The 24,478-nt window shown below is 36.4% G+C and carries 27 protein-coding genes and 1 pseudogene; 21 read left to right on the forward strand and 7 right to left on the reverse strand.

The window, feature by feature from the left end:
• Positions 1 to 486 precede the first annotated feature (486 nt).
• The 3 genes and pseudogenes from BI350_RS09345 (at position 487) to BI350_RS09355 (ending at position 2,617) form a co-directional block, all read left to right on the forward strand.
• Positions 487 to 702, forward strand: coding sequence for a hypothetical protein (locus BI350_RS09345; protein WP_075527855.1), 216 nt, complete (start codon positions 487 to 489; stop codon positions 700 to 702).
• Between the two features lie 364 nt (positions 703 to 1,066).
• A pseudogene (locus BI350_RS09350) lies at positions 1,067 to 1,483 on the forward strand (SRPBCC family protein).
• 483 nt (positions 1,484 to 1,966) lie between these two features.
• On the forward strand, positions 1,967 to 2,617 hold the full coding sequence (locus BI350_RS09355) for a helix-turn-helix domain-containing protein (protein WP_075527856.1): 651 nt from the start codon (positions 1,967 to 1,969) through the stop codon (positions 2,615 to 2,617).
• Between the two features lie 134 nt (positions 2,618 to 2,751).
• Here the strand turns inward: BI350_RS09355 and BI350_RS09360 are convergent, their stop codons facing one another.
• Positions 2,752 to 3,420 carry a GntR family transcriptional regulator gene (locus BI350_RS09360; protein WP_075527857.1) on the reverse strand — a complete coding sequence of 223 codons (669 nt, stop codon included), beginning with the start codon at positions 3,418 to 3,420 and terminating at the stop codon, positions 2,752 to 2,754.
• A 474-nt stretch (positions 3,421 to 3,894) separates the two neighbouring features.
• On the opposite strand from BI350_RS09360, the gene BI350_RS09365 reads away from it, so the two are divergent.
• From BI350_RS09365 to BI350_RS09375, 3 genes are all read left to right on the forward strand, one after another.
• Positions 3,895 to 4,914: a zinc-binding alcohol dehydrogenase family protein gene (locus tag BI350_RS09365; protein ID WP_075527858.1), complete on the forward strand. Its 1,020-nt coding sequence runs from the start codon at positions 3,895 to 3,897 to the stop codon at positions 4,912 to 4,914.
• Between the two features lie 109 nt (positions 4,915 to 5,023).
• On the forward strand, positions 5,024 to 6,376 hold the full coding sequence (locus BI350_RS09370; protein WP_075527859.1) for a gluconate:H+ symporter: 1,353 nt from the start codon (positions 5,024 to 5,026) through the stop codon (positions 6,374 to 6,376).
• A 142-nt stretch (positions 6,377 to 6,518) separates the two neighbouring features.
• Positions 6,519 to 6,734: a hypothetical protein gene (locus tag BI350_RS09375; protein ID WP_075527860.1), complete on the forward strand. Its 216-nt coding sequence runs from the start codon at positions 6,519 to 6,521 to the stop codon at positions 6,732 to 6,734.
• A 111-nt stretch (positions 6,735 to 6,845) separates the two neighbouring features.
• On the opposite strand, the gene BI350_RS09380 is transcribed toward BI350_RS09375, so the two are convergent.
• Together BI350_RS09380 and BI350_RS09385 are read right to left on the reverse strand one after the other, a co-directional pair.
• Entirely contained in the window at positions 6,846 to 7,754 is a 909-nt protein-coding gene (locus tag BI350_RS09380) for a DMT family transporter (protein WP_075529326.1), read from the reverse strand.
• 156 nt (positions 7,755 to 7,910) lie between these two features.
• On the reverse strand, positions 7,911 to 9,185 hold the full coding sequence (locus tag BI350_RS09385; RefSeq protein WP_075527861.1) for a glycoside hydrolase family 18 protein: 1,275 nt from the start codon (positions 9,183 to 9,185) through the stop codon (positions 7,911 to 7,913).
• A gap of 130 nt (positions 9,186 to 9,315) precedes the next feature.
• On the opposite strand from BI350_RS09385, the gene BI350_RS09390 reads away from it, so the two are divergent.
• A complete protein-coding gene (locus BI350_RS09390) occupies positions 9,316 to 10,026 on the forward strand; it encodes a YwaF family protein (RefSeq protein WP_075527862.1) in 711 nt (236 codons plus the stop codon).
• A gap of 2 nt (positions 10,027 to 10,028) precedes the next feature.
• Here BI350_RS09390 and BI350_RS16675 read toward each other — a convergent pair whose 3' ends face one another.
• Complete coding sequence (locus tag BI350_RS16675) at positions 10,029 to 10,448, reverse strand: YuzC family spore coat inner layer protein (protein ID WP_082295026.1); 420 nt, start codon at positions 10,446 to 10,448, stop codon at positions 10,029 to 10,031.
• A gap of 128 nt (positions 10,449 to 10,576) precedes the next feature.
• Between BI350_RS16675 and fni the strand changes: the two genes are divergently transcribed.
• The 8 genes from fni (at position 10,577) to BI350_RS09430 (ending at position 16,087) form a co-directional block, all read left to right on the forward strand.
• The gene (gene fni, locus BI350_RS09400) at positions 10,577 to 11,608 is read left to right on the forward strand and encodes a type 2 isopentenyl-diphosphate Delta-isomerase (protein WP_075527863.1); all 1,032 of its coding nucleotides are present in this window, start codon (positions 10,577 to 10,579) and stop codon (positions 11,606 to 11,608) included.
• A gap of 84 nt (positions 11,609 to 11,692) precedes the next feature.
• Positions 11,693 to 11,848, forward strand: a complete 156-nt coding sequence (locus BI350_RS17080; RefSeq protein ID WP_168157260.1) for a hypothetical protein — start codon at positions 11,693 to 11,695, stop codon at positions 11,846 to 11,848.
• Between the two features lie 300 nt (positions 11,849 to 12,148).
• Positions 12,149 to 13,264 carry an RNA-guided endonuclease InsQ/TnpB family protein gene (locus BI350_RS09405; protein ID WP_075527864.1) on the forward strand — a complete coding sequence of 372 codons (1,116 nt, stop codon included), beginning with the start codon at positions 12,149 to 12,151 and terminating at the stop codon, positions 13,262 to 13,264.
• Positions 13,265 to 13,486: 222 nt separating this feature from the next.
• Complete coding sequence (locus tag BI350_RS09410; RefSeq protein ID WP_245698241.1) at positions 13,487 to 14,122, forward strand: hypothetical protein; 636 nt, start codon at positions 13,487 to 13,489, stop codon at positions 14,120 to 14,122.
• Positions 14,123 to 14,253: 131 nt separating this feature from the next.
• Entirely contained in the window at positions 14,254 to 14,409 is a 156-nt protein-coding gene (locus BI350_RS09415; protein WP_075527866.1) for a DUF1540 domain-containing protein, read from the forward strand.
• Between the two features lie 58 nt (positions 14,410 to 14,467).
• On the forward strand, positions 14,468 to 14,659 hold the full coding sequence (locus tag BI350_RS09420; protein WP_075527867.1) for a hypothetical protein: 192 nt from the start codon (positions 14,468 to 14,470) through the stop codon (positions 14,657 to 14,659).
• 190 nt (positions 14,660 to 14,849) lie between these two features.
• Entirely contained in the window at positions 14,850 to 15,260 is a 411-nt protein-coding gene (locus BI350_RS09425) for an rRNA methyltransferase (protein ID WP_075527868.1), read from the forward strand.
• Positions 15,261 to 15,358: 98 nt separating this feature from the next.
• Positions 15,359 to 16,087, forward strand: coding sequence for an EcsC family protein (locus BI350_RS09430; RefSeq protein WP_075527869.1), 729 nt, complete (start codon positions 15,359 to 15,361; stop codon positions 16,085 to 16,087).
• Positions 16,088 to 16,109: 22 nt separating this feature from the next.
• On the opposite strand, the gene BI350_RS09435 is transcribed toward BI350_RS09430, so the two are convergent.
• Positions 16,110 to 17,378: a TolB domain-containing protein gene (locus BI350_RS09435; RefSeq protein ID WP_245698242.1), complete on the reverse strand. Its 1,269-nt coding sequence runs from the start codon at positions 17,376 to 17,378 to the stop codon at positions 16,110 to 16,112.
• A 357-nt stretch (positions 17,379 to 17,735) separates the two neighbouring features.
• On the opposite strand from BI350_RS09435, the gene BI350_RS09440 reads away from it, so the two are divergent.
• The 6 genes from BI350_RS09440 (at position 17,736) to BI350_RS09455 (ending at position 22,571) form a co-directional block, all read left to right on the forward strand.
• On the forward strand, positions 17,736 to 19,121 hold the full coding sequence (locus BI350_RS09440; protein ID WP_075527870.1) for an amino acid permease: 1,386 nt from the start codon (positions 17,736 to 17,738) through the stop codon (positions 19,119 to 19,121).
• A 135-nt stretch (positions 19,122 to 19,256) separates the two neighbouring features.
• The gene (locus BI350_RS17420; protein WP_425423252.1) at positions 19,257 to 19,310 is read left to right on the forward strand and encodes a hypothetical protein; all 54 of its coding nucleotides are present in this window, start codon (positions 19,257 to 19,259) and stop codon (positions 19,308 to 19,310) included.
• 95 nt (positions 19,311 to 19,405) lie between these two features.
• Complete coding sequence (locus BI350_RS09445; protein ID WP_082295027.1) at positions 19,406 to 20,584, forward strand: aminotransferase class I/II-fold pyridoxal phosphate-dependent enzyme; 1,179 nt, start codon at positions 19,406 to 19,408, stop codon at positions 20,582 to 20,584.
• 10 nt (positions 20,585 to 20,594) lie between these two features.
• Positions 20,595 to 20,945, forward strand: coding sequence for a CHY zinc finger protein (locus BI350_RS16680; RefSeq protein WP_082295028.1), 351 nt, complete (start codon positions 20,595 to 20,597; stop codon positions 20,943 to 20,945).
• A gap of 172 nt (positions 20,946 to 21,117) precedes the next feature.
• Positions 21,118 to 21,465, forward strand: a complete 348-nt coding sequence (locus BI350_RS09450) for a PadR family transcriptional regulator (RefSeq protein WP_075527871.1) — start codon at positions 21,118 to 21,120, stop codon at positions 21,463 to 21,465.
• Positions 21,462 to 22,571 (forward strand): DUF2812 domain-containing protein, encoded by a 1,110-nt coding sequence (locus BI350_RS09455; protein ID WP_075527872.1) that lies wholly within the window; start codon positions 21,462 to 21,464, stop codon positions 22,569 to 22,571. Before BI350_RS09450 ends, BI350_RS09455 begins: the two co-directional genes overlap by 4 nt.
• A gap of 86 nt (positions 22,572 to 22,657) precedes the next feature.
• Here the strand turns inward: BI350_RS09455 and BI350_RS09460 are convergent, their stop codons facing one another.
• Together BI350_RS09460 and BI350_RS09465 are read right to left on the reverse strand one after the other, a co-directional pair.
• Positions 22,658 to 23,530 (reverse strand): DUF3307 domain-containing protein, encoded by an 873-nt coding sequence (locus BI350_RS09460; RefSeq protein WP_075527873.1) that lies wholly within the window; start codon positions 23,528 to 23,530, stop codon positions 22,658 to 22,660.
• Positions 23,530 to 24,303 (reverse strand): hypothetical protein, encoded by a 774-nt coding sequence (locus BI350_RS09465; RefSeq protein WP_075527874.1) that lies wholly within the window; start codon positions 24,301 to 24,303, stop codon positions 23,530 to 23,532. The genes BI350_RS09460 and BI350_RS09465 overlap by 1 nt, the downstream gene beginning before the upstream one ends.
• Between the last annotated feature and the right edge of the window lie 175 nt (positions 24,304 to 24,478).

Consider the following 24,478-nt stretch of genomic DNA (forward strand, 5'->3'; position numbering starts at 1 on the left):
CTTTTAATAGCTGCTAGATGATGAATACGTATTATAAATACAAAGATATTAGTTTAATAAAAAGATAGGTTCGGTATTGGATTTGGTGCTGTAAACCTTTGGGGGAGTAGGGATGATTGACAATTGGCGGGTGGACATGTCCGCCCGGTCAATGTGGAAGGGGAATCATCAGTAAAAGGTGACAGGTATCTATGCAAAAACAATTATGACAATTTAACTTTACGAATAAATAGGCACCGGAAATCAACGTAGCCACTAGGAAATGATTGGCCATTTCCCGGGCAACTATTTTTTTCGATAAAAAGCGCGTATTCGAGGGGATAATAAATATAATATGTCGATTTATCGTATTTGGTTGCTTGAAATTAAATCATATTGACTTATAACTTAGACGGTTGCTTACCAATATCTTATTAAATCAGGAAATTAGAATAACGATAGCGAGTAAATTGCGATTTAATATCGCTTCAATTAGTAGTAAAAGAAATGGGAATCGATATTCCTGAAAAAGAGGTAGACGGTGATTGGTTTGCTGAACTGCCTCCAAAAAATACAAAAGATGAAGGTGGAAAGCAAATTCGTAAATACGCCGAATCACAAGCCAAAAAATTAAATATATCACCGGAAGAATTCCAAAAGGAATATGCTAAGAGAATAAATGAACAAAATGTTTATCTCACCACTTATGTTGAAAAGAATTAGGGGAAAAATTTAATAGTGATGCAATCGATGAAGAGGTTAACCATATATTAGAGGAATTGGCACTAGAGAATAAGGATGAAATCGAAGTGTTAATTAAGCGACCTATAACATAAATGGGCGCTTCAACAGAAAAACGTATTCGTTGATTGGAGCGTTTAACGAAGAATTATGTGCTAAAGTGAACGACGAAATTTTACCAAATGGGATAGTTCAGTATGGAATAAATATTCAACTTAAATTATGGCTGAAAATATTAGAATAAGGACATACTCGATACTGGATTTATTTTATTGTGTAAATGAAGTATCGCATATGGCTTATAGAAAAATCGGAAAAATGTAGTTGAAAATTGGAGGAACTAAAAATGAAACCGGATGTATCATTAGATTTTCAATATCCAAATCATATTGAAGAAGTGTGTAACGCATTAACAAGTTCAGCATTGTTAGAAAAGTGGATATGGAATAATGACTTTAAACCAATTGAAGGACATAAATTTCAATTCCGTGCCGAGCCAAATGAATGATGGGATGGCAATGTGGATTGTGAAGTACTGGTAGTTGATAAACCACGTAAATTATCTTACACCTGGGCGAGTGCAGGGGAGAGTACAATTATTACATGGAGTTTGAAAAAAGATACAAGTGACACAACCCTGTTGAATTTAGAGCAAACAGGATTTAGTGAAGCAACCAAAGCAAGGGAAGGTGCAATCAATGGTGCTAAATTTGCTTGGAGGAATATGGGAGACCAACTTGAAAAAGTATTAACATCACTTTAAGGAAATCCCTTTCTAACAAATTTATATACGCAAATTTAAAAGAAGGAATTTATGGCGACCATAAATTCCTTCTTTGTTAAGAAAGTAGAAATATTTCGTAACGCAGGTCTGTACAACAGAGCTAAACCTCAATATTCATTATCAAAAGTATTTTGGAATTGCTAATGTTAAGTTATGATAAAAGAAGACCCTAGTATAGAAACCTACTTAATAATCGCTTAATTGAGTGAAAACCGAAACTTGACAACTTGTCAATCTTTCTTTTGGGAAGTAGGTAGCTGGTAAAGCAAGTTGTTACAGGTGACAACCTGAGTAATGCTGCACATTGTCATGTTGTCAACATCGATATAAATCAGAAACTCCTACCAGTGGTTAATTGTAAATTCTAAACATTGACAAATTAACAATTAATTCTTATACTTCTTATAATAGCAATCTATTACTGTTCTGGGAATACATCGAATATCGAAGGGACGGGAGATTATGTCTAGTAAAGGAGAAAGAAAGAATTTTGGTGTCATGCTCAAAAATTTATTAGAAGAACGTTCAATGTCCATGCGAAAACTTAGCGAACTAACTGAAATTGACACAGCGACAATTTCACGAATTATAAACGGTAAACGAAATGCAAACCTTCAACATTTAAAGAAAATTGCTGACAGTTTAGATGTCCCAATTTCCGAATTAATAACTGATTCCAGTCAATCGATTGAGCAGGAAAAGACAGCAACGCATGAAAACATAAATGATTTAATTGATACAATACAATCATGTCTAATGACTTCTAATACATATGAAGATGGATTTTCAATCGATCGAGTGGAAAAAGAATTAAAGAACTACGAACAATTTTCACAAACAGAAGAAGGAAAGCACCTTATTTTAAATAGATTTAATGAAAAACTGCAAAATCTCGACAGCATAGGTCCTTTTATTAATCAACTAAAGGAGCTTCATGATATATATGTAACGAAAAATGTCCAGCCGTCAAAACTTCTTTTAATTGGAAGTGCATTAATTTATTTTATTATGCCGGTAGATGTCATTCCAGATTATATTTTTCCGATTGGATATTTAGATGATGCTATCGCGGTAAAGCTTGTAGCCAATCAATTATTACAGAAAAATAATTGAAAACATGAAAAAGGGAGTCCAATCTATAATTACTAGATAGGACTTCCTTTTTCTGATTCAAACAATTCGATAATAAATCATATAGGTTAAATTTCTGCTGGACTTATGAATTGTATCATTTTACCCACTTCTATTTAAGCATGGATTGTTTCGTCCCAACGTGATTCAGCTTCGGCTTTCAGACTGTTAATATGTTTTGTTAAAATTTCGGAAAAAGTTGATAAATCACGATTTTTCATCGCTTCAACTAAATCCCAATGATCTTTATGCCTAATAACTGTACTTTCTAAAGAGGTTGAATAAACAACACGGGATAAGGAAACGTGTGTATTTAAGGAAAAATAAATTTCCTTCACTCGCGTATTTTTTGCCCATCCAATAAGGAGTTTATGAAAGTTCATGTCTAAGCTACTATATTCCTCAAAAGGGAAGGGGTTTACTTCAAGTAAAGCATCCATTTGCTTGACAATCTCGCTCCAGATTTGAATTTGTTCCTCGGTAATCGTACCAATGATTTCTTCAGCAGCCCATTTTTCAATCATCAGTCTTGCATCAAGCACTTCTAGAAACTCCGTTAACTTTAGTTCGGTCACGTATGTGCCTTTTCGTGGAATAACCTCAATTAATCCTTCATGAACGAGTTGATTAATGGCATCTTTTACTGGCGAACGACTGACACCAAATGTATCTGCTAACGTTTGAATATCTAGTTTATCGCCGGCTACATACTCACGACTAATAATTTTCTTACGAATAATTTCATATACTTGTTTCGTTAGAGGTGATGTTTCAATTCTGGACATTTTTATTCTTCCTTTACTTATCTTAAGATAATAGTTGCTAATCAAGACTTAAGTTTTTACTTTTTATATAATTAATCAATTTAAGTATATAGTGAATTTGCAAAAAAGAAAATGAAAGTTTATCCGTGTTGAAGATTCTTAAAATATAAAAAAAGAAAATCCTATTGACCTTCAAAAGAAAAGAAGGTAAAGTGTGACATGTAACATTTCACATATCACAAATGAAGACTTTATTGAAAAGGTTTACACGACCTTCTCGCCTTAATGTTAATTGAAAATTCAGGGGTGTCAGTAATATTGTGAGGTGTGTTGGATAGCATTTGCCCTTAGCGGAAAGGACTACGAACATAAATCAATTAATTATGAAAATGACTTATGTACAGTGTAATCGTTTACGATTTATTAAAAATCAATTGAAAGCGATGTCATAGTACTCATGAAAACAGCATGATCAATCATTAAGGAGTGGGAAAGATGAAAGCGGTTAGAATTCCTGAAGCGAATATCATTGAAGTTATAGATATTCCAGAGCCAGAAATTGAACAAGCGAATGAAGTGAAAGTGAAAATTAAAAGAGTCGGAATTTGTGGATCAGATATGCACATTTATCACGGTACGAATCCGCTTGCGACATATCCAAGAATTGTTGGCCATGAAGTCACTGGGGAAATTGTAGCAATCGGTACAAATGTTAAGAACGTAGAAGTTGGAGACCATATTGTTGTTGAACCCATCAGTTATTGCGGAACATGCTATGCATGTAAAAATGGAAGACCCAATGTCTGTAAAGAGGTATCTGTTTTCGGCGTGCATGAAGATGGTGGAATGAGAGAGTTTGTCATATTGTCGGATAAACAAGTACATAAAGTTAACGCCAATATCGACTGGGATGAAGCAGTAATGGCTGAGCCGTATACAATAGGTGCACAAGCTACATGGAGAGGAAATGTAGGGGAAGGCCAAACAGTCTTTATCCAAGGCGCTGGACCCATTGGCATTACAGTATTAAAAATGGCTAAACTGCGTGGTGCTACCGTCATTATTTCAGATTATACAAATGAAAGATTAGCATTTGCGAAAGAGAACGGAGCAGACTACACGATTAATCCATCGGAAGTTGACGTTGAGGATAAAATAAACGAAATCACAGACGACGAAGGTGCGAATGTTGTCATTGATGCAGTCGGTTTACCGCAAACATTCGAACTAAGCGTTCGTGTAGCATCGGCCGCTGGGAATGTCGTATTACTCGGCTTCAATGCGACGCCATCCGCAATTGCTCAAATGCTTATTACGAAGAAAGAGTTAACGATTACAGGCTCGAGACTTCAAACAAATCAATTTGGTAAAGTGGTAGCGCTCATCAATGACGGAAAATTAACACATAATGGTTTAATCACACATAAATTCCCATTAAGTCAAATAAAAGAGGCTTTTGAATTCGTAGAAAAGAACCCTCAATTGGTAAGAAAAGCAGTGATTGAATTTAATTAATACCATTTATCTATGTGAAGATTTTTTGCAATAAAAAGGTACAAGTGCCCAAGGGTATTGTTACAACATTCAAATCAGTTTATTATGAAAAAGTTAGGGGATAGAAGGAATGCCACTATTAATAGTTGCTTTGGGCATTATTGTTTTGCTCGTGTTAATTATGAAGTTTAACTTAAATACATTTATTTCACTTGTAGTTGTTTCGTTTCTAATTGCATTTGCTTTAGGAATGCCGATTAATGAAATTGTAAGTACGATTCAATCCGGTATGGGGAATACATTAGGCGGAATTGCCTTAGTCTTTGGTTTAGGTGCCATCTTAGGTAAATTAATAGCAGATGCGGGTGGCGCTCAACGTATCGCAGTCACATTAATTGATAAGTTTGGTGAAAAAAGAATTCAGTGGGCGGTACTTGTTGCTGGATTTATTCTAGGGATTGCCCTGTTTTTCGAAGTAGGTCTTGTATTATTAATTCCGATTGTGTATCAAATTTCTAAACAATTAAGGATTTCATTCTTATGGTTAGGACTGCCAATGACAACTGCATTATCTGTAACGCATGCGTTTTTACCACCGCATCCAGGTCCTACAGTGATCGCACAACAATATGGTGCAAATATTGGCTTAGTATTACTTTATGGATTTATTATTGCAATCCCGACTGTTATTTTGGCGGGACCATTATTTACGGTTTTTGCTAGAAAATTTGTTCCATCTGCTTTTGAAAGAGAACCAGAAGGCAGTCTGGCATCCATCGGTGAAGCGAAGCAGTTTAAATTAGAAGATACGCCTGGATTTGGAATTAGTGCATTTACAGCATTATTCCCTGTTATTTTGATGGCTCTATCTACAATTGTGATATTGCTTGAAGATGCAATGGGCTTATCGGGTAATTGGTTCTTCGACTTAGTTGCTTTAATTGGTGCACCGACGACGGTTATGTTACTTTCTGTATTACTAGCGTTAGTAACAATGGGGACAGCTAGAAAGATCCCAATGAAACAACTGATGAAATCCGCTGAAAGTTCTATCGCAGCTATCGGAATGATGTTACTCATTCTTGGAGCTGGTGGTTCATTGAAACAAGTGTTAATTGACGGCGGCGTTGGAGATACGGTTGCAGATTTATTTGCTGGTAGTACGATCTCTCCGTTAATTTTAGCTTGGCTTATCGCAGCGCTTATGAGAATCGCGCAAGGATCTGCAACAGTTGCTGCTCTAACGACAGCGGGCCTCGTAATTCCAATGATGGCGGGCACGGATGTTAACGTAGAACTTATGGTGTTAGCCACAGGCGCTGGTAGTATCATCGCTTCCCACGTAAACGATACAGGTTTCTGGATTGTTAAAGAGTCTTTCGGTTTAACAATGAAAGAAACATTTGGGACTTGGACTGTACTTGAAACGCTCATTTCAATATTCGGCCTGGCGTTTGTATTGATTTTAAGTATGTTTGTTTAAGGATAAAAAATATATTAAAAAGCTAGTTCCGATTCATTAGGGAACTAGCTTTTTTGTACATTATTTTATTTATCATTTTAAAAACGTATAGGATCACTTGAATGTCTCAACCTACAGGAACGATAGAAATGGAGGGAAATACATGAGAAAATATATGTCAAGCGCTGGATTATCAATCATATTACTTGTAGGCTGTGCGAATAATGGGAACATGCAAGAAAGAAATGAATCTCCAACAAAATCAGTTTTTAAAGATACAGAAGATGCATGGAGAGATTTCGAAGGTCGAGATCTGAATAATCGTATGGGGGAGAATACGTATAATGACTACAGTGAAGTGTATAAAACTGTAGAATGAAGAGATAGTTCGTGAAATTTAACGTAATAGACGAACTGCTAATTATATATAAAATACCCTCTTATGCGAGGGCATTTTATTCGTTAACATCTTGAACTGTCATTTCCATTACTAGTTGGTTTTGCTTGAGGTTTCTTTAGATGTTTTTTTACTGAAAGCCAGGATTAGAATTAAACCAAAAATACACGCAGTACCAATCCATTGATATATTCCGAAGGATTCCTGTAACCAAAATACAGTTGCTAGTACAGCAGCTAAAGGTTCCAAAGTGCCTAAAAGACTCGTTTCTTTTGGCAATAAAGTTTGTAAACTTTCAATATAAAACCAAAAGGCAATCATCGTACCAAACAAAATAACGAAAATTAAATAGACATAAGCTTCCATAGGTAAACTTATTAAATTGATTTGCCAGGGAGGATGAACAAAACTCAAAACAATACCACCGATCATCATCGCCCAACCAACAACAACAAGTGAATCATAATATTTCAATAATGAAACAGCGTATAACGTATAAAACGCTAACGAACCGGCGGAAAGTACGCCCCAAACAATCGCTGGAAGCGGGACAGATAAATGACTAATTGAACCGTTCGTTAACAATAAAAAGCACCCGATTAATGCAAGCGTGATTGCAACGACATCTTTTGGAGTCAGAACTGTTTGTTTTCTAATTGTTAAATAAATAATAATCATTGCGGGCGCTAAATATTGTAAAAGGGTTGCTACGGCTGCATTCCCGTGTTGAATGGATGCCATATATGTATACTGAACAGCGAGCATTCCAAGTAACCCAAAAGTAGTTAGCTGGAAAGCGGTTCGTTTATGTTTCCAAATATCAAGTATTTGCCTGCGGTCCTTCCAAAAATATTGAACTGATAAAAGTAAAAAACCTGCAATTAGTAATCGAGTGGAGACGAGCCAGTTCACCTCGATAGAATAATCTTGAAAAAGCTTTTGCGCAACGGTACCCCCTACGCCCCAAAAAATTGCTCCTGTAATGACAAGGAAAAACCCCATTGTTCTATTTTGTTTAATTGCTGTCAAATATGCCACCTACCAAATAAAGTCATTAGACCTATTGTAATCGACTTTAAGAAAGATTGATAGTAACGAAAACATATGTACGTAAAAAGGACCTTTCCGAAAATAAGCTTTTCGAGAAGGTCCATGTTGTTAGATTCTTTTTCTAATTATAAAGTTATCTTCCAGAAGCAACCAATTTTGCGGGAATGGATAGCCGAGTACCCAGTAGCTGATGCCACGCAAATTATATGCTTTAACTAAATCAAATTTCGCCTGTGCACTGCGAGCATCTTCAAACCATACTTCGTGTTGTTGTCCCTCGTTATCGGTATACCGGAAAAAAGGAGTTTGCGCTACTTCATCATATTGAATAGCAGCTTCGAATTCAGTAGCCCTGCGAACAGCCTCTTGCTGACTAAACGTTTCCGCTTCTTGGCCTTCAACATGAGGGATGCGCCAATCGCGGGCATAAATTTGAAAACCTAAAAAAATTTTGTCTCTCGGAATGACAGTAACCGCATAATCGAGGACTCTTTTAATTTGATTGATTGGTGAAATTGCTTGTGGCGGTCCAAATCGATACCCCCATTCGTACGTCATCAATATGACGAAATCAACAATTCTTCCGTGTGCTTCGTAATCATGCGCTTCATATAACAGACCTTTCTGTTCGGCGCTTGTTTTCGGGGCAACAGCAGTGGAAACAAAATATCCTTCAGGATGGAGTCTGTCTACTGTTCTTTGCAAAAACTGATTGTAGTTTTCACGATCAGAAGGTTGCACGTTTTCAAAATCGATATTAATCCCGGCATAGCCTTTTTCTTTCATAACAGCCAAAAGATTTGTTAATAATTTATTTTGAGTAGTAGGATTTGCTAAAAGTGCATGAGCGAGTTGAGTGCCGGTTTCTGTTGCACTAAAGTTTGTTAGGCATAAAACAGGAACGACTCTCTCTTCATAGGCTGCTCTAATAATCGCAGCGTCGTCCATTTCATTTAAAGTCCCGTCTTCATTAAAGCTGTACGTAAATGGCATACAATACGTAAGATCTGGTCCAACTTCATGAATTTCATTCGCGCCAACTTCTCCGGGATTGAGTGTGTATGCATTTACATCTATGACAGGTTTACGAGGTGGAATGGTTAATCTTGTGCCTGGTTGTAAGATCATATTGGGATTCTGAATGAAGTTTGCTTGAATAATCGATTGTAAAGGCACGTTGTACCGTGCGGCAATTTGCCATAAACTTTCCCCGGGTTGGACGATATGTTGCTGTTCCGGGGTTGGTATCACAAGGGCCATGCCAACAACCAATGCATCTGGATTTTCTAATTCATTGGCATTTTCAATTTGTTCAACTGTCACTTGAAATTGTTGGGCAATTTTTGACAATGTATCTCCACTTTGAGTTACGTAGATTTCCATTTGCTTCTCTCCTTAATTCATCATCTCTACTATGCTATTCTAAGGGAAGTCAAGATATCATTACCTATACAAAAATAGAAAAATTAACGAGTATATTGAAAGAATACTTGAAAAGGAATGAGGGAAAGGGATGGCTGGAAAAACAGCATCGACGTTTATCATGTTTTCTTCTTCTCATGTTATTGCAATCATTACGATTATTTTTTCTGTTCTGCTCGTTTTGTTATTCAGCAAACGTGGGGCGATAAACCGACAACACGAGCAATGGTTTCAACGGATTTTTGCATTGTCTCTGTTAGCGACGGAATGGCTTTATTATGTATGGATGACAATAACGGCGAACTGGAATGTTAGCCATTCATTACCGCTTGAATTATGTAGTATTAGTCTATACGTGGCAATCGTCTTATTATGGACGAATCATCGAAAACTTTATCCTTTTGTCTTTTTTGCAGGTGTTGGAGGAGCACTTCAGGCAATTGTCACACCAGATTTAGAACTTGGTTTTCCACATTTTAGATTTTTCCATTTTTTCTATACACATGGCGGAATTATTCTAACAGCATTTTTTTTTACATGGATAAAGGGTCATCGACCAACGTTAAAAGGCATTATTCAAACGATTATAGCTATAAACGCCATCGCAGTCCTTGTCTATCTCATTAATATAATCGTCAATGGCAATTATATGTTTTTAAAAATAAAGCCTAAAAATGGAAGTTTACTTGACTATTTAGGCTCTTATCCTTGGTATCTACTATCTTTAGAAGGAATTGCCCTCATTACTTTTCTTCTGATGTGGTTGCTTTTCAGAAGAAAGGGTGTATCTGAGACGTTATAGGCTCACCAATATAATTTCATTTCCAATAAACAACATCCATTCTTGTATTCTTTACTGAAAATTTCGATGTGAATACCCGAAGGACTATATGTTGCCTTTACTTTTAACTTAATTCCAGTAGAGGCAATCAATTCATCTACTTTTTGCTGGTTGGATAATTGCGCTTCATGCATGAGTGTATGTGCAAAATCTGGTGATTCCAGAATTTTTTCAATCAGTAATTGAGCATCTTTTAATAAAACCTCATATTCTTTTGCAGATGCATTCAATCGGTTCGTATTGACAGGCGGGAATAAATGTTGTTCAGAATTTGGATGTTCAATTTGCAGTAAAGGATTATTGCGATAAGCCGTTCGCTTATGATTGTCGCTATTTCTAGGATGATTTGGAAAGTTATGTGCGTAACGAGAGAGGTAATGCATAAAATCCTCCTATCCTTGTTATCGTTAACGTATACTATGTATAGTGAAAAAATCATATTCATGATGATGACTGGTTGAATCGGTTATAATATAGTAATGAAAGTGATTTAGAAAAGGTGGCGTGTTAGATGTCTCATTCCATACATCAACGAAAAACAGAACATATACAAATTTCATTAGAAGAACATGTGACGGGAAATGCAATTACGACTGGGTTTGAAAAAGTCGGGTTCGTACATAATGCTTTACCAGAAATCGATTTTAACGAAATAACAATTGAAACGAATTTTTTACAAAATAGCTGTAAAACTCCTTTTTTAATTAGTTCAATGACGGGCGGCGCAAAGTTTGCAGGAACGATTAACCATCATTTGGCGGAGGCAGCTGAAGAAAAAGGATGGGCATTTGCATTAGGGTCGACGCGCGCAATGATCGAGAGTGAAGCATATCGCTCTTCATTTCAATTAAGAAAAATTGCTCCGACAATCCCAATTATTGCAAATCTAGGGGCAGTACAGTTAAATTACGGTTTTGGTGCAGAAGAATGCAAGAAAATAATAGAGTGGACAGAGTCGAATGCACTCGTTTTGCATTTAAATAGCATCCAAGAAGTGATTCAACCTGAAGGAGATGTAAATTTTAAAGGGTTATTAAACAAAATTGAAAAACTGACATCATCTTTATCTGTTCCGGTCGGTGTGAAAGAGGTAGGTTGGGGAATTGACGGTCAAACCGCGAAGAAATTGAATGAAGTAGGGATTTCTTTTATTGATGTTGCGGGTGCTGGTGGCACTTCGTGGAGTCAAGTAGAGAAATATCGGACAACAGATGACCTCAAAAGAATTGCAGCTGAAGCATTTACAGAGTGGGGGATTCCTACTGTAAATTGTATCCAATCCGTTAGAAGTGCACTTTCTCATGTCCCGCTTATTGCGAGTGGGGGCGTAAAAAACGGTGTAGAGGCGGCAAAAGCGATTGCGTTGGGTGCCGATATGGTTGGATTCGGTCGTTCAATTTTAAAAGAAGCCACTACCTCAACTGAAGAAGTATTAAAAGTGATGGAAGCACGAGAATTAGAATTGAAAATTGCGATGTTTGGCATTGGTGCGGGATCCTTAGAAGCATTGAAAAATACAGACCGCTTGACCATTTCAAAATAAAATAAACTTTTCTTTTTCGTCAATTTTTTCGTTGCCTCGTCATTTACTAGATAGAAACGTTTTTCTAGTAAGGAGAGGATTCAAGTGGCGAAAAGAAATCGAGGTAAATCATTAAAAAAACTTCCTGCCCGCGGACGTGGCAACTGTCCAACATGCTATCGAAAGCGGATTAAATTATTGTATCCACGCCATACAGAAAATGGAACGATTGATGTTTGTAAAAATTGTAGGGAGAAGTAATACATCTCAGCAAGAAAATCCGTCTTGACATTGATTTGTCAGACGGATTTTTTGAATCCTTTGTAAAAGCAATTCGTATAATAATAAAAGAAGAAATTTACGGGGGATTAGCTATGGAATTCATCCCCTTCCGACAAGGAGACGCCATCTGATTTGTGTTACGGTGCTTTAGCACCAACAATTCAGGTGGGGAGGAATTGTCGTCGCTGACAAGCGAAAGATTTCTAGCTTGCCCACCTCTCTATTGTCACAATACTCCGCCAATGATATAATTAAACAAATGAAATGGGGTGAACACCAATGACGACAATTACGGCTAAAATTCAAATTTACGTGCCTGACCATGACGTTGAAATCCTTAAATCAACAACAAATACTTACCGACAGGCATGTAATTGGTTAAGTGAAAAAATCTTTCAAACGAAAGTGCTGAATCTGGTTAATTTAAACAATCTGTACTATAAAAACCTTCGTGAAATCTTCGGCTTAAAAAGCCAAATGGCACAATCGGCAATAAGAACGGTTGTTGCTAGATATAAATCCGCCAAATCAAACGGTCATAAATGGTCCCAAGTTCATTTTCAGCTGCCCGAATATGATCTCGTTTGGAATCGTGATTACTCGCTCAATCAAGACGTATTTTCAGTCAACACTTTAAGTGGTCGTTTAAAGCTCAAGTTCGAGAAAAAAGCAATGAAACGTTATTTTAATGGTACTTGGAAATTTGGGACAGCTAAACTTGTCCATCAATTTAACAAATGGTTTCTTCACATCCCCATGACTAAAAAATTTGCGAAACTAGACCAACGAAACGTAAATCATGTTGTCGGCATTGATCTCGGTGTAAACTTTCTCGCAACCACTTACGATAGCCACGGTAAAACAACCTTTTTCAGCGGCAAACAAATTAAACAGAAGCGCGGACAATATAAAGCACTGCGCAAACAACTCGCCAAAAAACAAACCGCTTCAGCACGTTCGAGAATCAAAGTAATTGGTTCAAGAGAAAACCGTTATGTGACGGATGTCAATCATCAAATCACAAAGGCACTCGTTGAACGCTACCCAAGAGGGACTTGTTTTGTGCTCGAAGATTTGACAGGTGTACGTAAGGCGACTGAAAAAGTGTGCGTTAAAAATAGATACGTAAACGTGTCCTGGGCATTCCATCAATTTCGCGAAATGTTAACATACAAAGCAGCGATGAATGGACGATTAGTCATCGTTGTAAACCCTGCTTATACATCTCAAACATGTCCAAAATGCGGACACAGGGAGAAAGCAAATCGCAATAAGAGAACGCATACTTTTTGTTGTAAAAACTGCACATACACATCAAATGATGACCGTATTGGCGCAATGAATCTCCACGATAAAGGAATTAAAACTTTGCGTGGCGGTACGATTTTGGCATGACCAATATCGTAAGGGCGAAGTCAACCGTCCTGTGTATCTTATATCAAATAAGATACAGATATATCCTCAATTTAAGGTAGGAGTACTTTGTACGTTCGCACTACTGGAGAGATATAAGTGTAAACCCGTTTAGCGAGGGCTAACGGGCGGTAATCTAGTATTGCCGACACAAGCTCCATCTGAAAAGCGTAAAGTCGAAGACTTGCATTCAGGTGGAGTGTGTTGACCGTTAATTATCAATGGGGTATTTTTATTGCAATTGAGATTTTTTCAATTGTTTCACTTTTATTATTTGGTTTCTTTCGTTATTTATTGAATAAGCAACACGTAAGTACAAATATGATCATTTCATTTATCGCTTTACTGCTGCTAGAAGGCCTGCTTGCAATCATAGTTTATACAGAAACAAAAGAAATTTCGACATTTCAAGTTGGCGTACTCATTTTTATTCTGTACGCTTGTACATTTGGTGTTTACGACTTTCTAAGATTGGATTGCTGGATGAGAAAGAAAATTGGTGAGTGGAGAAGAACATCTTTTTTAACCGAAAAAGATTATATGATATTGAAACGGCAAAAAAATCCGAAACACGTAGCGAAGAAATATCGTATTTCCTCAATAATTCATACGGTGATTTTTATTGTAGGTAAATGGAAATTATGGAGTTATGGCACGAATAGTATGAGTGAAATGTTATCGTATATGAAAGATTGGTCGTGGTTTACGGAAGAGACGTATGAAGTATCCCCTTATGTGAATGAAACAGCTTATAATATTGGCGTACTATGGATAATCGTGTTTGCTGTTGATTTTATTTATTCGTGGTCGTATACAGTTTTATCTAAAAAGAAAGATTAAATTTCAATTTCAAGTCTATAAATATGATGTGTTCTTTTATATTATGAGTGCAAATTCTAAAAGTATGAAGAAAATTATTACGTATCATTTGTCCATTTCAAGGTCAAAATAGAAGTAAGGAGGTGGAAGAAATGGCACAAGAGATTTTATGTGAAGTTAATAATTGTAAGTTTTGGAGTAACGGGAATAAATGTAGCGCAAAATCAATTTATGTTGTGAGCCAAAAAGGCAAACGAGCAAAAAGTAGTGAAGAAACGGATTGTAAAACATTTGTGCCAAGGGATTAAAATTCTATCCTATTCGTATGAAATGCTTTTAAGGAATTTTATTATGGGAGGGAAGTTTATGAAAGAAGAAGAATATAACCTGCTACCCAAACAAGTGGTGTCAGACAAGGCCATCACTAAAAAAGCGCCGAATATGAAAGAGGAAATTTCTATGGAGTTAGCGGAAATGGGCAATATGACACCTAAAAAAGAACCGATGACTCCGAATGCCCGTGACAAAAGAGAGCGAGAAAAGTGGTATAATAAGTAATATTAAGAAGTAACTACTATCCAAGTAGTTACTTCTTAAATGATGCATACATAATATTATTACGTTCGGGGCGCTGTATTATAATAAATTTCATAAGAATCCTCCATTCCAATTTTTATAACCAACACTATTAATCTGTTTATAGTTGTCAAGGAAAGGGGAAATAAACCATAATAAGGGGACGAACAATATGTGGAAAAATATAAATGGAAAACTTGTTCATGTAACGGATGAATCTAGGGTGAAATTTAGGACAAATATTAGTAAATCTATGTTAAATAAGTTAAGAGAGATTGCTAAAGAAAATAATACACATGTAAACTATTTACTTGAAACTGGATTAACAGAGACTCTGACACTTGGTGCGATTACGATAGATAAAAAGAAAAGGCCAAAAGATCGGGTACAATATAAAACGACTTACGATCGGGAATTATTAGAAAAAATACGTACTTTTGCTGTGAAAAACAATGTTTATGTAAATGATGTTATTGAATATAGCGTTCGGTTTATTGATATCGAAAATAGTAAAAGACAAGGCTATAAACATCGTATTGTGAAAAAGAGTAAAGACGATTTTTCTAAATTCAATGAGAAATAGGTAAGATGATGCCTCGATACTATCGTTAGTAGGTTTTTCTTGCGACCAATGGAATATACTATATGCGATACGTCGGCTTTACAAAGGAGGCTTGGGAGTTGATTGACTATACAAAGCAAGTCGAGCAAGAATTGCAATTTTGGAAACATAAAATTACAAGGCGTTCTAGTCTTATAAATCGACTGTCAAAGAAAACTCAAACGAAAGTGAATACATTCATTCCTGAAAAGGTTCATCATGTCATCTCGGAAAGCATGAAACATATGGTGAAAGTAACCCTAATCGGTTCAAACTTCACAACGAAAAAACAGCAGGCAATTGGTTTTAGTCTTTATGAGCGTGATGAGCTTATGGAGGAAAAACTTGCTACTTTTCGAAAGACGGCTGTCGTTGAAGGTGCTGGTACGGGAGCCGGGGGGATTTTGCTTGGTCTTGCCGACTTTCCATTATTATTATCCATCAAAATGAAATTTCTGTTTGAAGTAGCAGCTGTTTATGGATTTGATACGAATGAATATGAAGAGCGTCTTTTCTTATTACACATATTTCAACTCGCTTTTTCAAGCGATGAAATACGGAATGAGACACTCTTCATTATTGAGAATTGGGATCGCCAAAAACATTTAATTGCGGATATGGACTGGAGAGACTTTCAACAAGAATACCGCGACCATATCGATTTGGTAAAAATGTTTCAGTTAATCCCTGGAATTGGTGCCATCGTAGGCGCTTTTGCGAACTATAATTTACTTGACCAACTTGGGGAAACTGCCAAGAACGCGTATCGATTAAGATATTTACAAGAATTTTATAGTGGCCGTAGATGAATCAAGGGGGCTATTTGTACAATTAATATTTTGGAATATAAATACTATACAATTCAATATCTTGGACCCAAATCACTGCATTGCTGCCATCAGCATTAGCGATAAATAAATTGGCCTTTTCATTCGCGATGTCATTTTTTCTTAACCAAGTAATTTTATTGATTGCTGGTATAAATATAGGAAGATAATCGCCTTCATTCTTTGGTGGTGTCGTTATTTTGATTTGTTCTCGTCCGGTTAGGGTTACGAAATATAAAGATGGTTTTGGTCGTTTTTCTGATGAATTTGACCATTCACTTTCGGGTACTCTGGAAACAATCAGTGATGAATCATTGACCCAGGTAAACCCCATTTCTGCATAATTTTTGGGGGTTAACTTTACTGATTGCTTCGTAGGGAGTTCGGTCACTTTCAAATCCTTATTTTTAAAACCAAATACAATTCGTCCGCCGCCGGCAATATAGCCAAGTAAATTTTTGTTAAATGCCCATTTCGGTGTAAAGTCAAGGATGACTTCGTCAATTACTTCGAATTCTTTGCCATCCGCAGAAATAACTGCAAGCATATCGCTATCCATCGACCATGAAGCAGTTGGGGAAATAATGAAAGAAATCCAGTCTTTATTTGGGGAATACGCAAACTGTTGTGCACTAATTGAAATAATCGTTGTATTGTTAATGCCCACCTCTTTTGGAATGACGAATAGTTTCTTCACATTTGTCGTTAAATCGGTTATATGTTGGTAACCTTCTTCAATCGAAATCGTATAAAGCACAGGGTGGGTCCAACCATCCGGACGAAGAGAGGCACTTGAAGACGCAATAAAACCTTTACCGTCTGGATGCCATTCATAATCGTCCACGCCTAAAGCAATATTATAGAAGCTTGGGAAACTTGTGAAATCAGAGATGTTTAATACACCACCATCGTTAAAGGAGACAATATTCTCTATTGGAGACCATTTCGGGTTTTGCCCATTATAAAAAATCTTGCGGTGTTTTTCTGTTTCAAGTTCATATACCCATATTTCATTTTGTGTATCCTTGTTCTTACGTGTGACTTCTTTCTCATACAACAGCATTTTTCCATCAAAAGACCATTTTGGCGGATAATTATAAGTTGCGCTTTCATCTGTAATTTTCTGTTCATGGTCGTCCATTTTTATCCATAAGTGGCCGTCGCGAATAAATGCTAATTTTACAAGATGCGGCTTTGCTTCTGAATGCAGACTGGCAGAAAAAGTTAAAAAAATGACCAGTAAAGTTTGTATGATCTTTCTTATGGAAATCACCTCTTACCCCTTATCTTCCCCCATAGAGTGCAAAATACGCTTGTGTCATCTTTCCTCATTATGAATGACTCTCATGATTAGGTAATTTTAGTTTGATTCTATCATTTTAATTTCATAATATGCAGATCATGACGATTTACAATTGCACTTTGTAAAAGAGCATAATTTCATTCATAAACAGTGTCCCTTCAATGAGTATCGACTATTCCAAATCATTTTAATAGTAGTTCATTAATAATGAGAGAGATTTTTATACTTTTATATGATATTGTCTTATTAAGGGAATTATTAGAAAAATTTGGGATTGTTTTTAATTCAACTTGTTGTGGAAAGAGAGAACGAAGTGGGGGAGTTTTTATGCAAGAGCAAACGTTAGACAGAGGGTTGAAAAATAGGCATGTGCAGCTTATCGCGATTGGTGGGGCAATCGGGACGGGGTTGTTTTTAGGGGCGGGTAAATCCATACATTTAACCGGGCCTTCCATATTATTTGCCTATATTATTACAGGGATTATTGGTTTTCTTATTATGAGGGCACTTGGTGAGTTGTTATTATCCAATTTGAACTACAATTCTTTTGTAGATTTTGTACAAGATTATTTTGGCAATATGGCCGCCTTTATTACAGGATGGACGTATTGGTTTTGTTGGGTTTCAATTGCGATGGCGGATTTAACAGCAGTCGGAATTTACATTCAGTATTGGTTTCCAACCGTGCCGCAGTGGATGCCGGCGTTAATTGCACTTGTCGTTTTGTTAGTAATGAACTTAGCAACTGTAAAGCTTTTCGGTGAAATGGAATTCTGGTTTGCTTTAATTAAAGTCATTGCCATTCTCGCGTTGATTATTGTAGGCCTGTTTATGATTTTTACCGGCTTTACGAGTAACGTTGGAACAGCTAGTTTTTCTAATTTATGGTCACATGGTGGGATGTTCCCGAACGGAGCTTTTGGATTTATACTATCCTTTCAAATGGTTGTATTCGCTTTTGCGGGTATTGAACTCGTTGGGTTGACGGCTAGCGAGACAAAAAATCCTGAGAAAGTGATTCCGATGGCGATAAATAATATCCCAATAAGAATACTTATCTTCTATATTGGGGCGCTTGCGGTTATTATGAGTATTTATCCATGGTATGAAGTAAGCCCAACTGAAAGTCCGTTTGTAAGAGTTTTCGCGGCAGTCGGAATTTTAGGTGCAGCTGGTGTTGTTAACTTTGTCGTCTTGACATCTGCAGCCTCTGCCGGAAACAGTGCGTTATTTAGTACGAGCCGTATGATGTATGGACTGGGTAAAACGAATAATGCACCTGCCACAATGACAAAACTCACAAAGACTAAAGTGCCTGCAAATGCTTTGTTAACATCAACCGCCGTCATCTTTATTTCCGTTGTCCTGAACTATGTCATGCCGGAAAATGTATTTACGCTAATTACAAGTATTGCAACCGTATGTTTCTTATTTATTTGGGGCATTATCGTTCTAAGCCATTTGAAATATCGTTATACAAGACCTGAATTAGCGAAGAAAAGCAAATTTAAATTACCGCTTTTTCCAATTACAAATTACTTAATTCTAGCGTTTCTATTATTCATTGCTGTTGTTCTTGGGCTTGCCGAAGATACGCGTATTGCATTATTTTTCACTCCAGTGTGGTTTTGTCTATTGATTGGCATATATAAGTTACGTATTAGCAAAATGCCGACCCATGCAGTGAATAATTTGGCCGATAAAACGGACTAATGCGATACTTTATTATATAATTACAATCATTAGTCGTTCGATCTAAAGACATCGAACGACTTTTTAGTCTTAAATTTTGAAGTGAATGATTGTTGATAATAATAGAAATGAAGGGAATTCAAAAGTTTATTAAACATAGAAGATTTAGCAGAATCTTGGAATAATTCATTTGCGAAACGGTTTAAATAGATGGATTATGATCGCTGCTAATTTTTAACAATCCCACATTCATTACACAATTTATGGTAAAATAATTTTAAAATACATAGAAGGGAAGTAGTACATTGAGAATCGAACCTTCACAAAAAATGTCAATCTTCAAACCAGCTATTTTTGGAAAATTAAAAGCAGCGGCAGAACTAAAAAAAGAAATGGGAACTGAAATTATAAATTTAAGCTTAGGTAGCCCCGATTTGCCACCAGCTGAAAAAGTTAGACAAGTGCTTTCAGATAAAAGTGCCATGGAAAATTCATACGGTTATACGCTTGGTGGAACACAACGTTTTCATGATGCTGTCGCTAATTATTATAAAAGACGATCAAACGTATTATTGAATCCGGATACTGAAATATTAAAAACGATGGGATCACAAGAAGGGCTTGTCCATTTGCCATTTGCTTTTTGTGATGATGGAGATATTGTTTTAACGACCAATCCTGCTTATGTTGCCTACGAAGCGGGGATTAAATTAGCAGGAGCACTTCCCTATGAAATGCCTCTACGCGCAGAAAACAACTTTTTGCCTAATTTAGAAGCCATTCCTGAAGACATCGCTAAAAAAGCGAAAATGCTTATTTTAAATTTACCAGGGAACCCGGTCCCATCAATGCCAACAACAGCATTTTTTGAAAAGGTAATTGCTTTTGCTAAGAAATATAATATTATCGTTTTGCATGATGCGGCTTATTCTGAGTTTTATTTCAAAGGAGATCGGCCTTTTAGCTTCCTTTCAATACCCGGCGCTAAAGACGTAGGAATTGAAATTAATTCACTGTCAAAAAGCTTTAGTTTAGCTGGAGCACGAATCGCTTATATCGTAGGGAATGCAGAAATCATTCGCATTATGAAAGAATTCAAATCTAATTTAGATTACGGAACATTTGAGCCAATTCAAGAAGCGGGCGCAACGGCTTTGGATAACGCCGAAGAAATAACAGAACACTTACGCCAAACGTTTAGACAACGCCATCTTACATTAACAGATGGACTGAAAGAAATTGGTTGGACTGTCACACCGTCAGATGGGGGCATGTTCGTATGGGCAAAATACCCATATGACATGAATGATGTCGATTTTGTATTCGAAGCGATTGAACAAACTGGTGTCGTGATGGTTCCCGGTAGCATATTCGGATCTGAAGGAGAGGGCTATGTCCGCATTGCACTCGTTCAAGAAGTGACTGAATTAGAAAAAGCAGTCGAACAATTAGCGAATTTGAAGATTTTATCACAAGTGGAATGATTAGGATACTATGGTAGAGATATTTGGGCAGCTCGTTGACGATCAGACGCGATGCAAACATTATCATACGGAAAAAGACATTATCGCCATCAAGTTTAAATGTTGCGATAAATATTATCCTTGCTACAAGTGTCATGAAGAATCTGAGGACCATCCGATTGTTGTATGGCCAAAAGATGCATTTAATGAGAAGGCGATTCTGTGCGGTGTATGTAAAAAAGAACATACAATCAATGAATATCTTTCTACAAATCATTGTTTAACCTGTGAATCGTCTTTCAATGAAAGATGCGCTTATCATTATCATCTTTACTTTGAAGTAGAGAACAATATACATTGTGATAAAAGTAATTCGCTATAATTAACTTATGCGCACCTACTTATATGCTTGGTCGCTCGATGCACGAACATCGGGCGACCTTTTTTTATTGTCCACCGCTTCTATTGCATGTCTTTTCATGAAATTAAATATTGACTAGCTATGTCACGTCGCGATATACTTTAATCACTATATCACGACGTGACATAATAGAATGGATGTGAAATTATATTTGCCAATTGAAAAAGTACTTAAAACGTACATTCCAATGACGGAAACAGCATTTTATATTTTATTATCACTAAAAGTTCCAAGGCATGGTTATGGTATTATAAAAAATGTCGAAGAAATAACAGATGGCCGACTAGTACTCGGTTCCGGTACGATTTATGGTACTTTAACGAAAATGCAGCGTGATGCCATCATTACCGTGTATGCAGATGAAAAGCGCAAGAAAATTTATGAAGTGACGGAAGTAGGAAAAGCGCTAATGCGTCATGAAATTGCAAGGTTAAAAGAATTGTATGCAAACGCTCTAAAACATGAGGGGGAGTTTCAATGATTTTAAGAAAATGGCGGCCATTTTGGAGTTATGATATTGAGAAAACGGAGCGATGGCTGTCAGAAATGACATCAAAGGGAAATAAATTAATTGAAATAAATAGAATGACACGGTTGTTTTCATTTACAAATGGGGCGCATGAAAATATCAAATATCATATTGAATATAATAAAAACAAAAATCAGCTACCAGAGACATTAACAAACGCAGGTTGGTCACAAGCAGCGATAGATGGGAATTGGCGTATTCTAGAAAACGGAGAAAAACAAATTAGTCTTTATCCAACACGAGATGAACTCGTAAAGCGGAATCGGCTCCACTCAAATATACTCACTTGGATTTCGATCTACTATGGTTTGCAATTTATAATGCCAATTATGATGCTCTTGCATATTCTATTTCCTGGAGATACAAATATTAATATTGAATCTAGCCCGCTTTGGATTTTAACATTCCTTTATTTTCTACAAGTGATTGGAGTTATAATTTTAACGATTCATATGACACGAAAACTACGTACTTTTGAACGTAAACATTATGATCTTGAATTTGACGTCCAGGAACCTATTGGGAAAACATTTAGCAAATGGTCACCAAATTGGACGGCTGAACCTGATGTAATCGAACAATGGTTAGAGGAAATGGCATTGAAAGGACAACATTTAGTAAAGGTACAGGGTGTGCGGTTTATTTTTGAAAAGGGGGCACCTAAACATACTGCTTATTCGATTGACTTTCAATGGAAAACCTCACCGAGTTATATAGAAATTCATAAAAATGTGGGATGGTCGTTGCTATATGCTTCTTCACAATCATTTTTGAAAACAGCGATATGGGCTAAATCTTTTGAAGAGGATGAAACAAAGCCACAATTAGATTATGACATGGATGGAAGAAGAGCACGAAATAAGAAAGTATTAATCGCACAAGGTAGCTCCCATTTATTGTTGCTACTATTTACTATCTTTGCAATGTGGATTTATTTGGATAGTCATACCGGGATGTCTTTGGCATTTCACAATCGTTTAATACTCGGAGGAATTGTAGTAGCTATCTTCATACAAATCTACCGCTTAACACGTACGGTTTTATTTTCATTTAAATGATCAATTCGTTGATAGTACACACAGAAATAGTAGGGGTTATTCAATGAAGAGAAAAAGGACTCACTACCTACAACGAGTCCTCTTTCTTACATAATAATTCCTTGTACTAAAAGTCCAAGTACCAACCCTAAAAAGATGGAAGATAACGTGCCTAACAAAAAGTATTCTGCCCAATTTCGGTCATCCAGCTGTTTAAATCGTGCAATTGATTTGGCTGCGATAATGAACGCGATAGATGGGTATGCGCCAATTACTGTTAACACGATAATGAGCAACCTTTCTAAGTAACCGATTAGCTTACCACGCGAGCGAAGCGGGGTAGAGTATGTAAAATAATGATATTCTTCCGTAAAGCTATTTTCTATTTTAGGTTGAATTTTTTCTTTCGCTTCAATCATTTGACTTCTTAACGTCAGTTCGCCTTCAAAATTTGCAAGCTCGGACGGCAATGATCCGACGATAAACTTTACGATGTGACCGCTGACACTTGTCGCTAAAATAAATATAACAACAACAAATAACAACATTTTGATTGGACTTAAACTGCTTGTCCCAAATAAATTTAGTAAACTAGCAAACATCTCCGCTACCGACATCTGAAAGAAAAGAGTACAAGAGACAAGAATCATAACTACATGTAATACTTGATCGAATAAGAAAAAACCGAGTTTTTTCAAGTGATCATTACCTGTAGGTTTGATTGAATCAACGAGCTTGATTTTAAGTAAATCAATAAAAAGGTGAGTGAAACAAATAAATAATAATGGAAAGATAAAATAGCCGATAATGTGATGAAACTCGTATTGATATCCCCATAAAATTACAAGGACAATTCCTGTTGTCAGCAAATGATGAAGGATGTGTCTTTTTATATATTTGATTTTACTCCTTACCATTTGGTCTGTCTGCAACCAAAAATCGGCGATTAAATGTGCAAGAAGCAGCAATAATACGGTCATTATATTCTCCCTTCTAAAGGAAAATAATCATGTAGGCGGGTGATTATATTTTTTCTAATATTGGTTTGCAGTTTATTGCTTTGACCTTCCCCATCATTTTCTTCTAATGATTCCAATACATGGGCAATGTCATAAAAAGCATTTAAAATCATGTCTGCCTTACCATTTTTTATATGGCTTGAAATAGTAGACGTTGATCGTCCAAGATATTGGCTTACTTTATTTTGCTGTCCAACAATTAAATATAATGAACAAACGAGGGACTGTATATCTGTTTGTTCGTTAATTTGTTCTTGGTTTAACGTCAAGCTCGTATTCAATAATGTTTCGAACTGCTTGTTAAAAATTTCGAAACCTGATTTATCGGGTGTCCCATGTAATTCAAAGCGAAATTGTACTCGATTTTGTTGTTTTTTTATCAGTTCGTTGGCGACTCTAGCTTGTTTCATGAGTGGATGAATCCAAGTTTCGATATTTAATGAATCGATATCGTCATCGATTTCCCCAAAAGAAAGTCCAAAATAAGGTTTATGTTCAGGGAACTTCCAAATCCGGCTTAAATAGAATGCAAGTGTATAGGTCGATGCATAGCCACTGGCTACAACGACGAGTTCATCTCCTGCTCGGTGAGAAACGTGAACTTGAAACTCTTTTCCTACCCAATCCTTTAGATTAATTACCACATCTTGGAGATACTTACTCAATTTACCCCCTGCATTTATTTCAGATGAATTACTAACATCCATGATGAAAACGGAGACTTTGTTTGACATGATTGAACCACTCCTTTTTCATTCGCAATAGAAAGTTCGATGATATAGTCGAATATAACAAAAGTTCGATGATATCGTCAAACTTTTCGAAGGTTAGATGATACAAGCTGATTAAGATAGTGTTGTTTGCTATAGTGAATATAGATTATTATTTGAATTCCTGCAATAAGGAAAA

It is taken from the genome of Sporosarcina ureilytica (assembly GCF_001753205.1).
Classification (GTDB): domain Bacteria; phylum Bacillota; class Bacilli; order Bacillales_A; family Planococcaceae; genus Sporosarcina; species Sporosarcina ureilytica.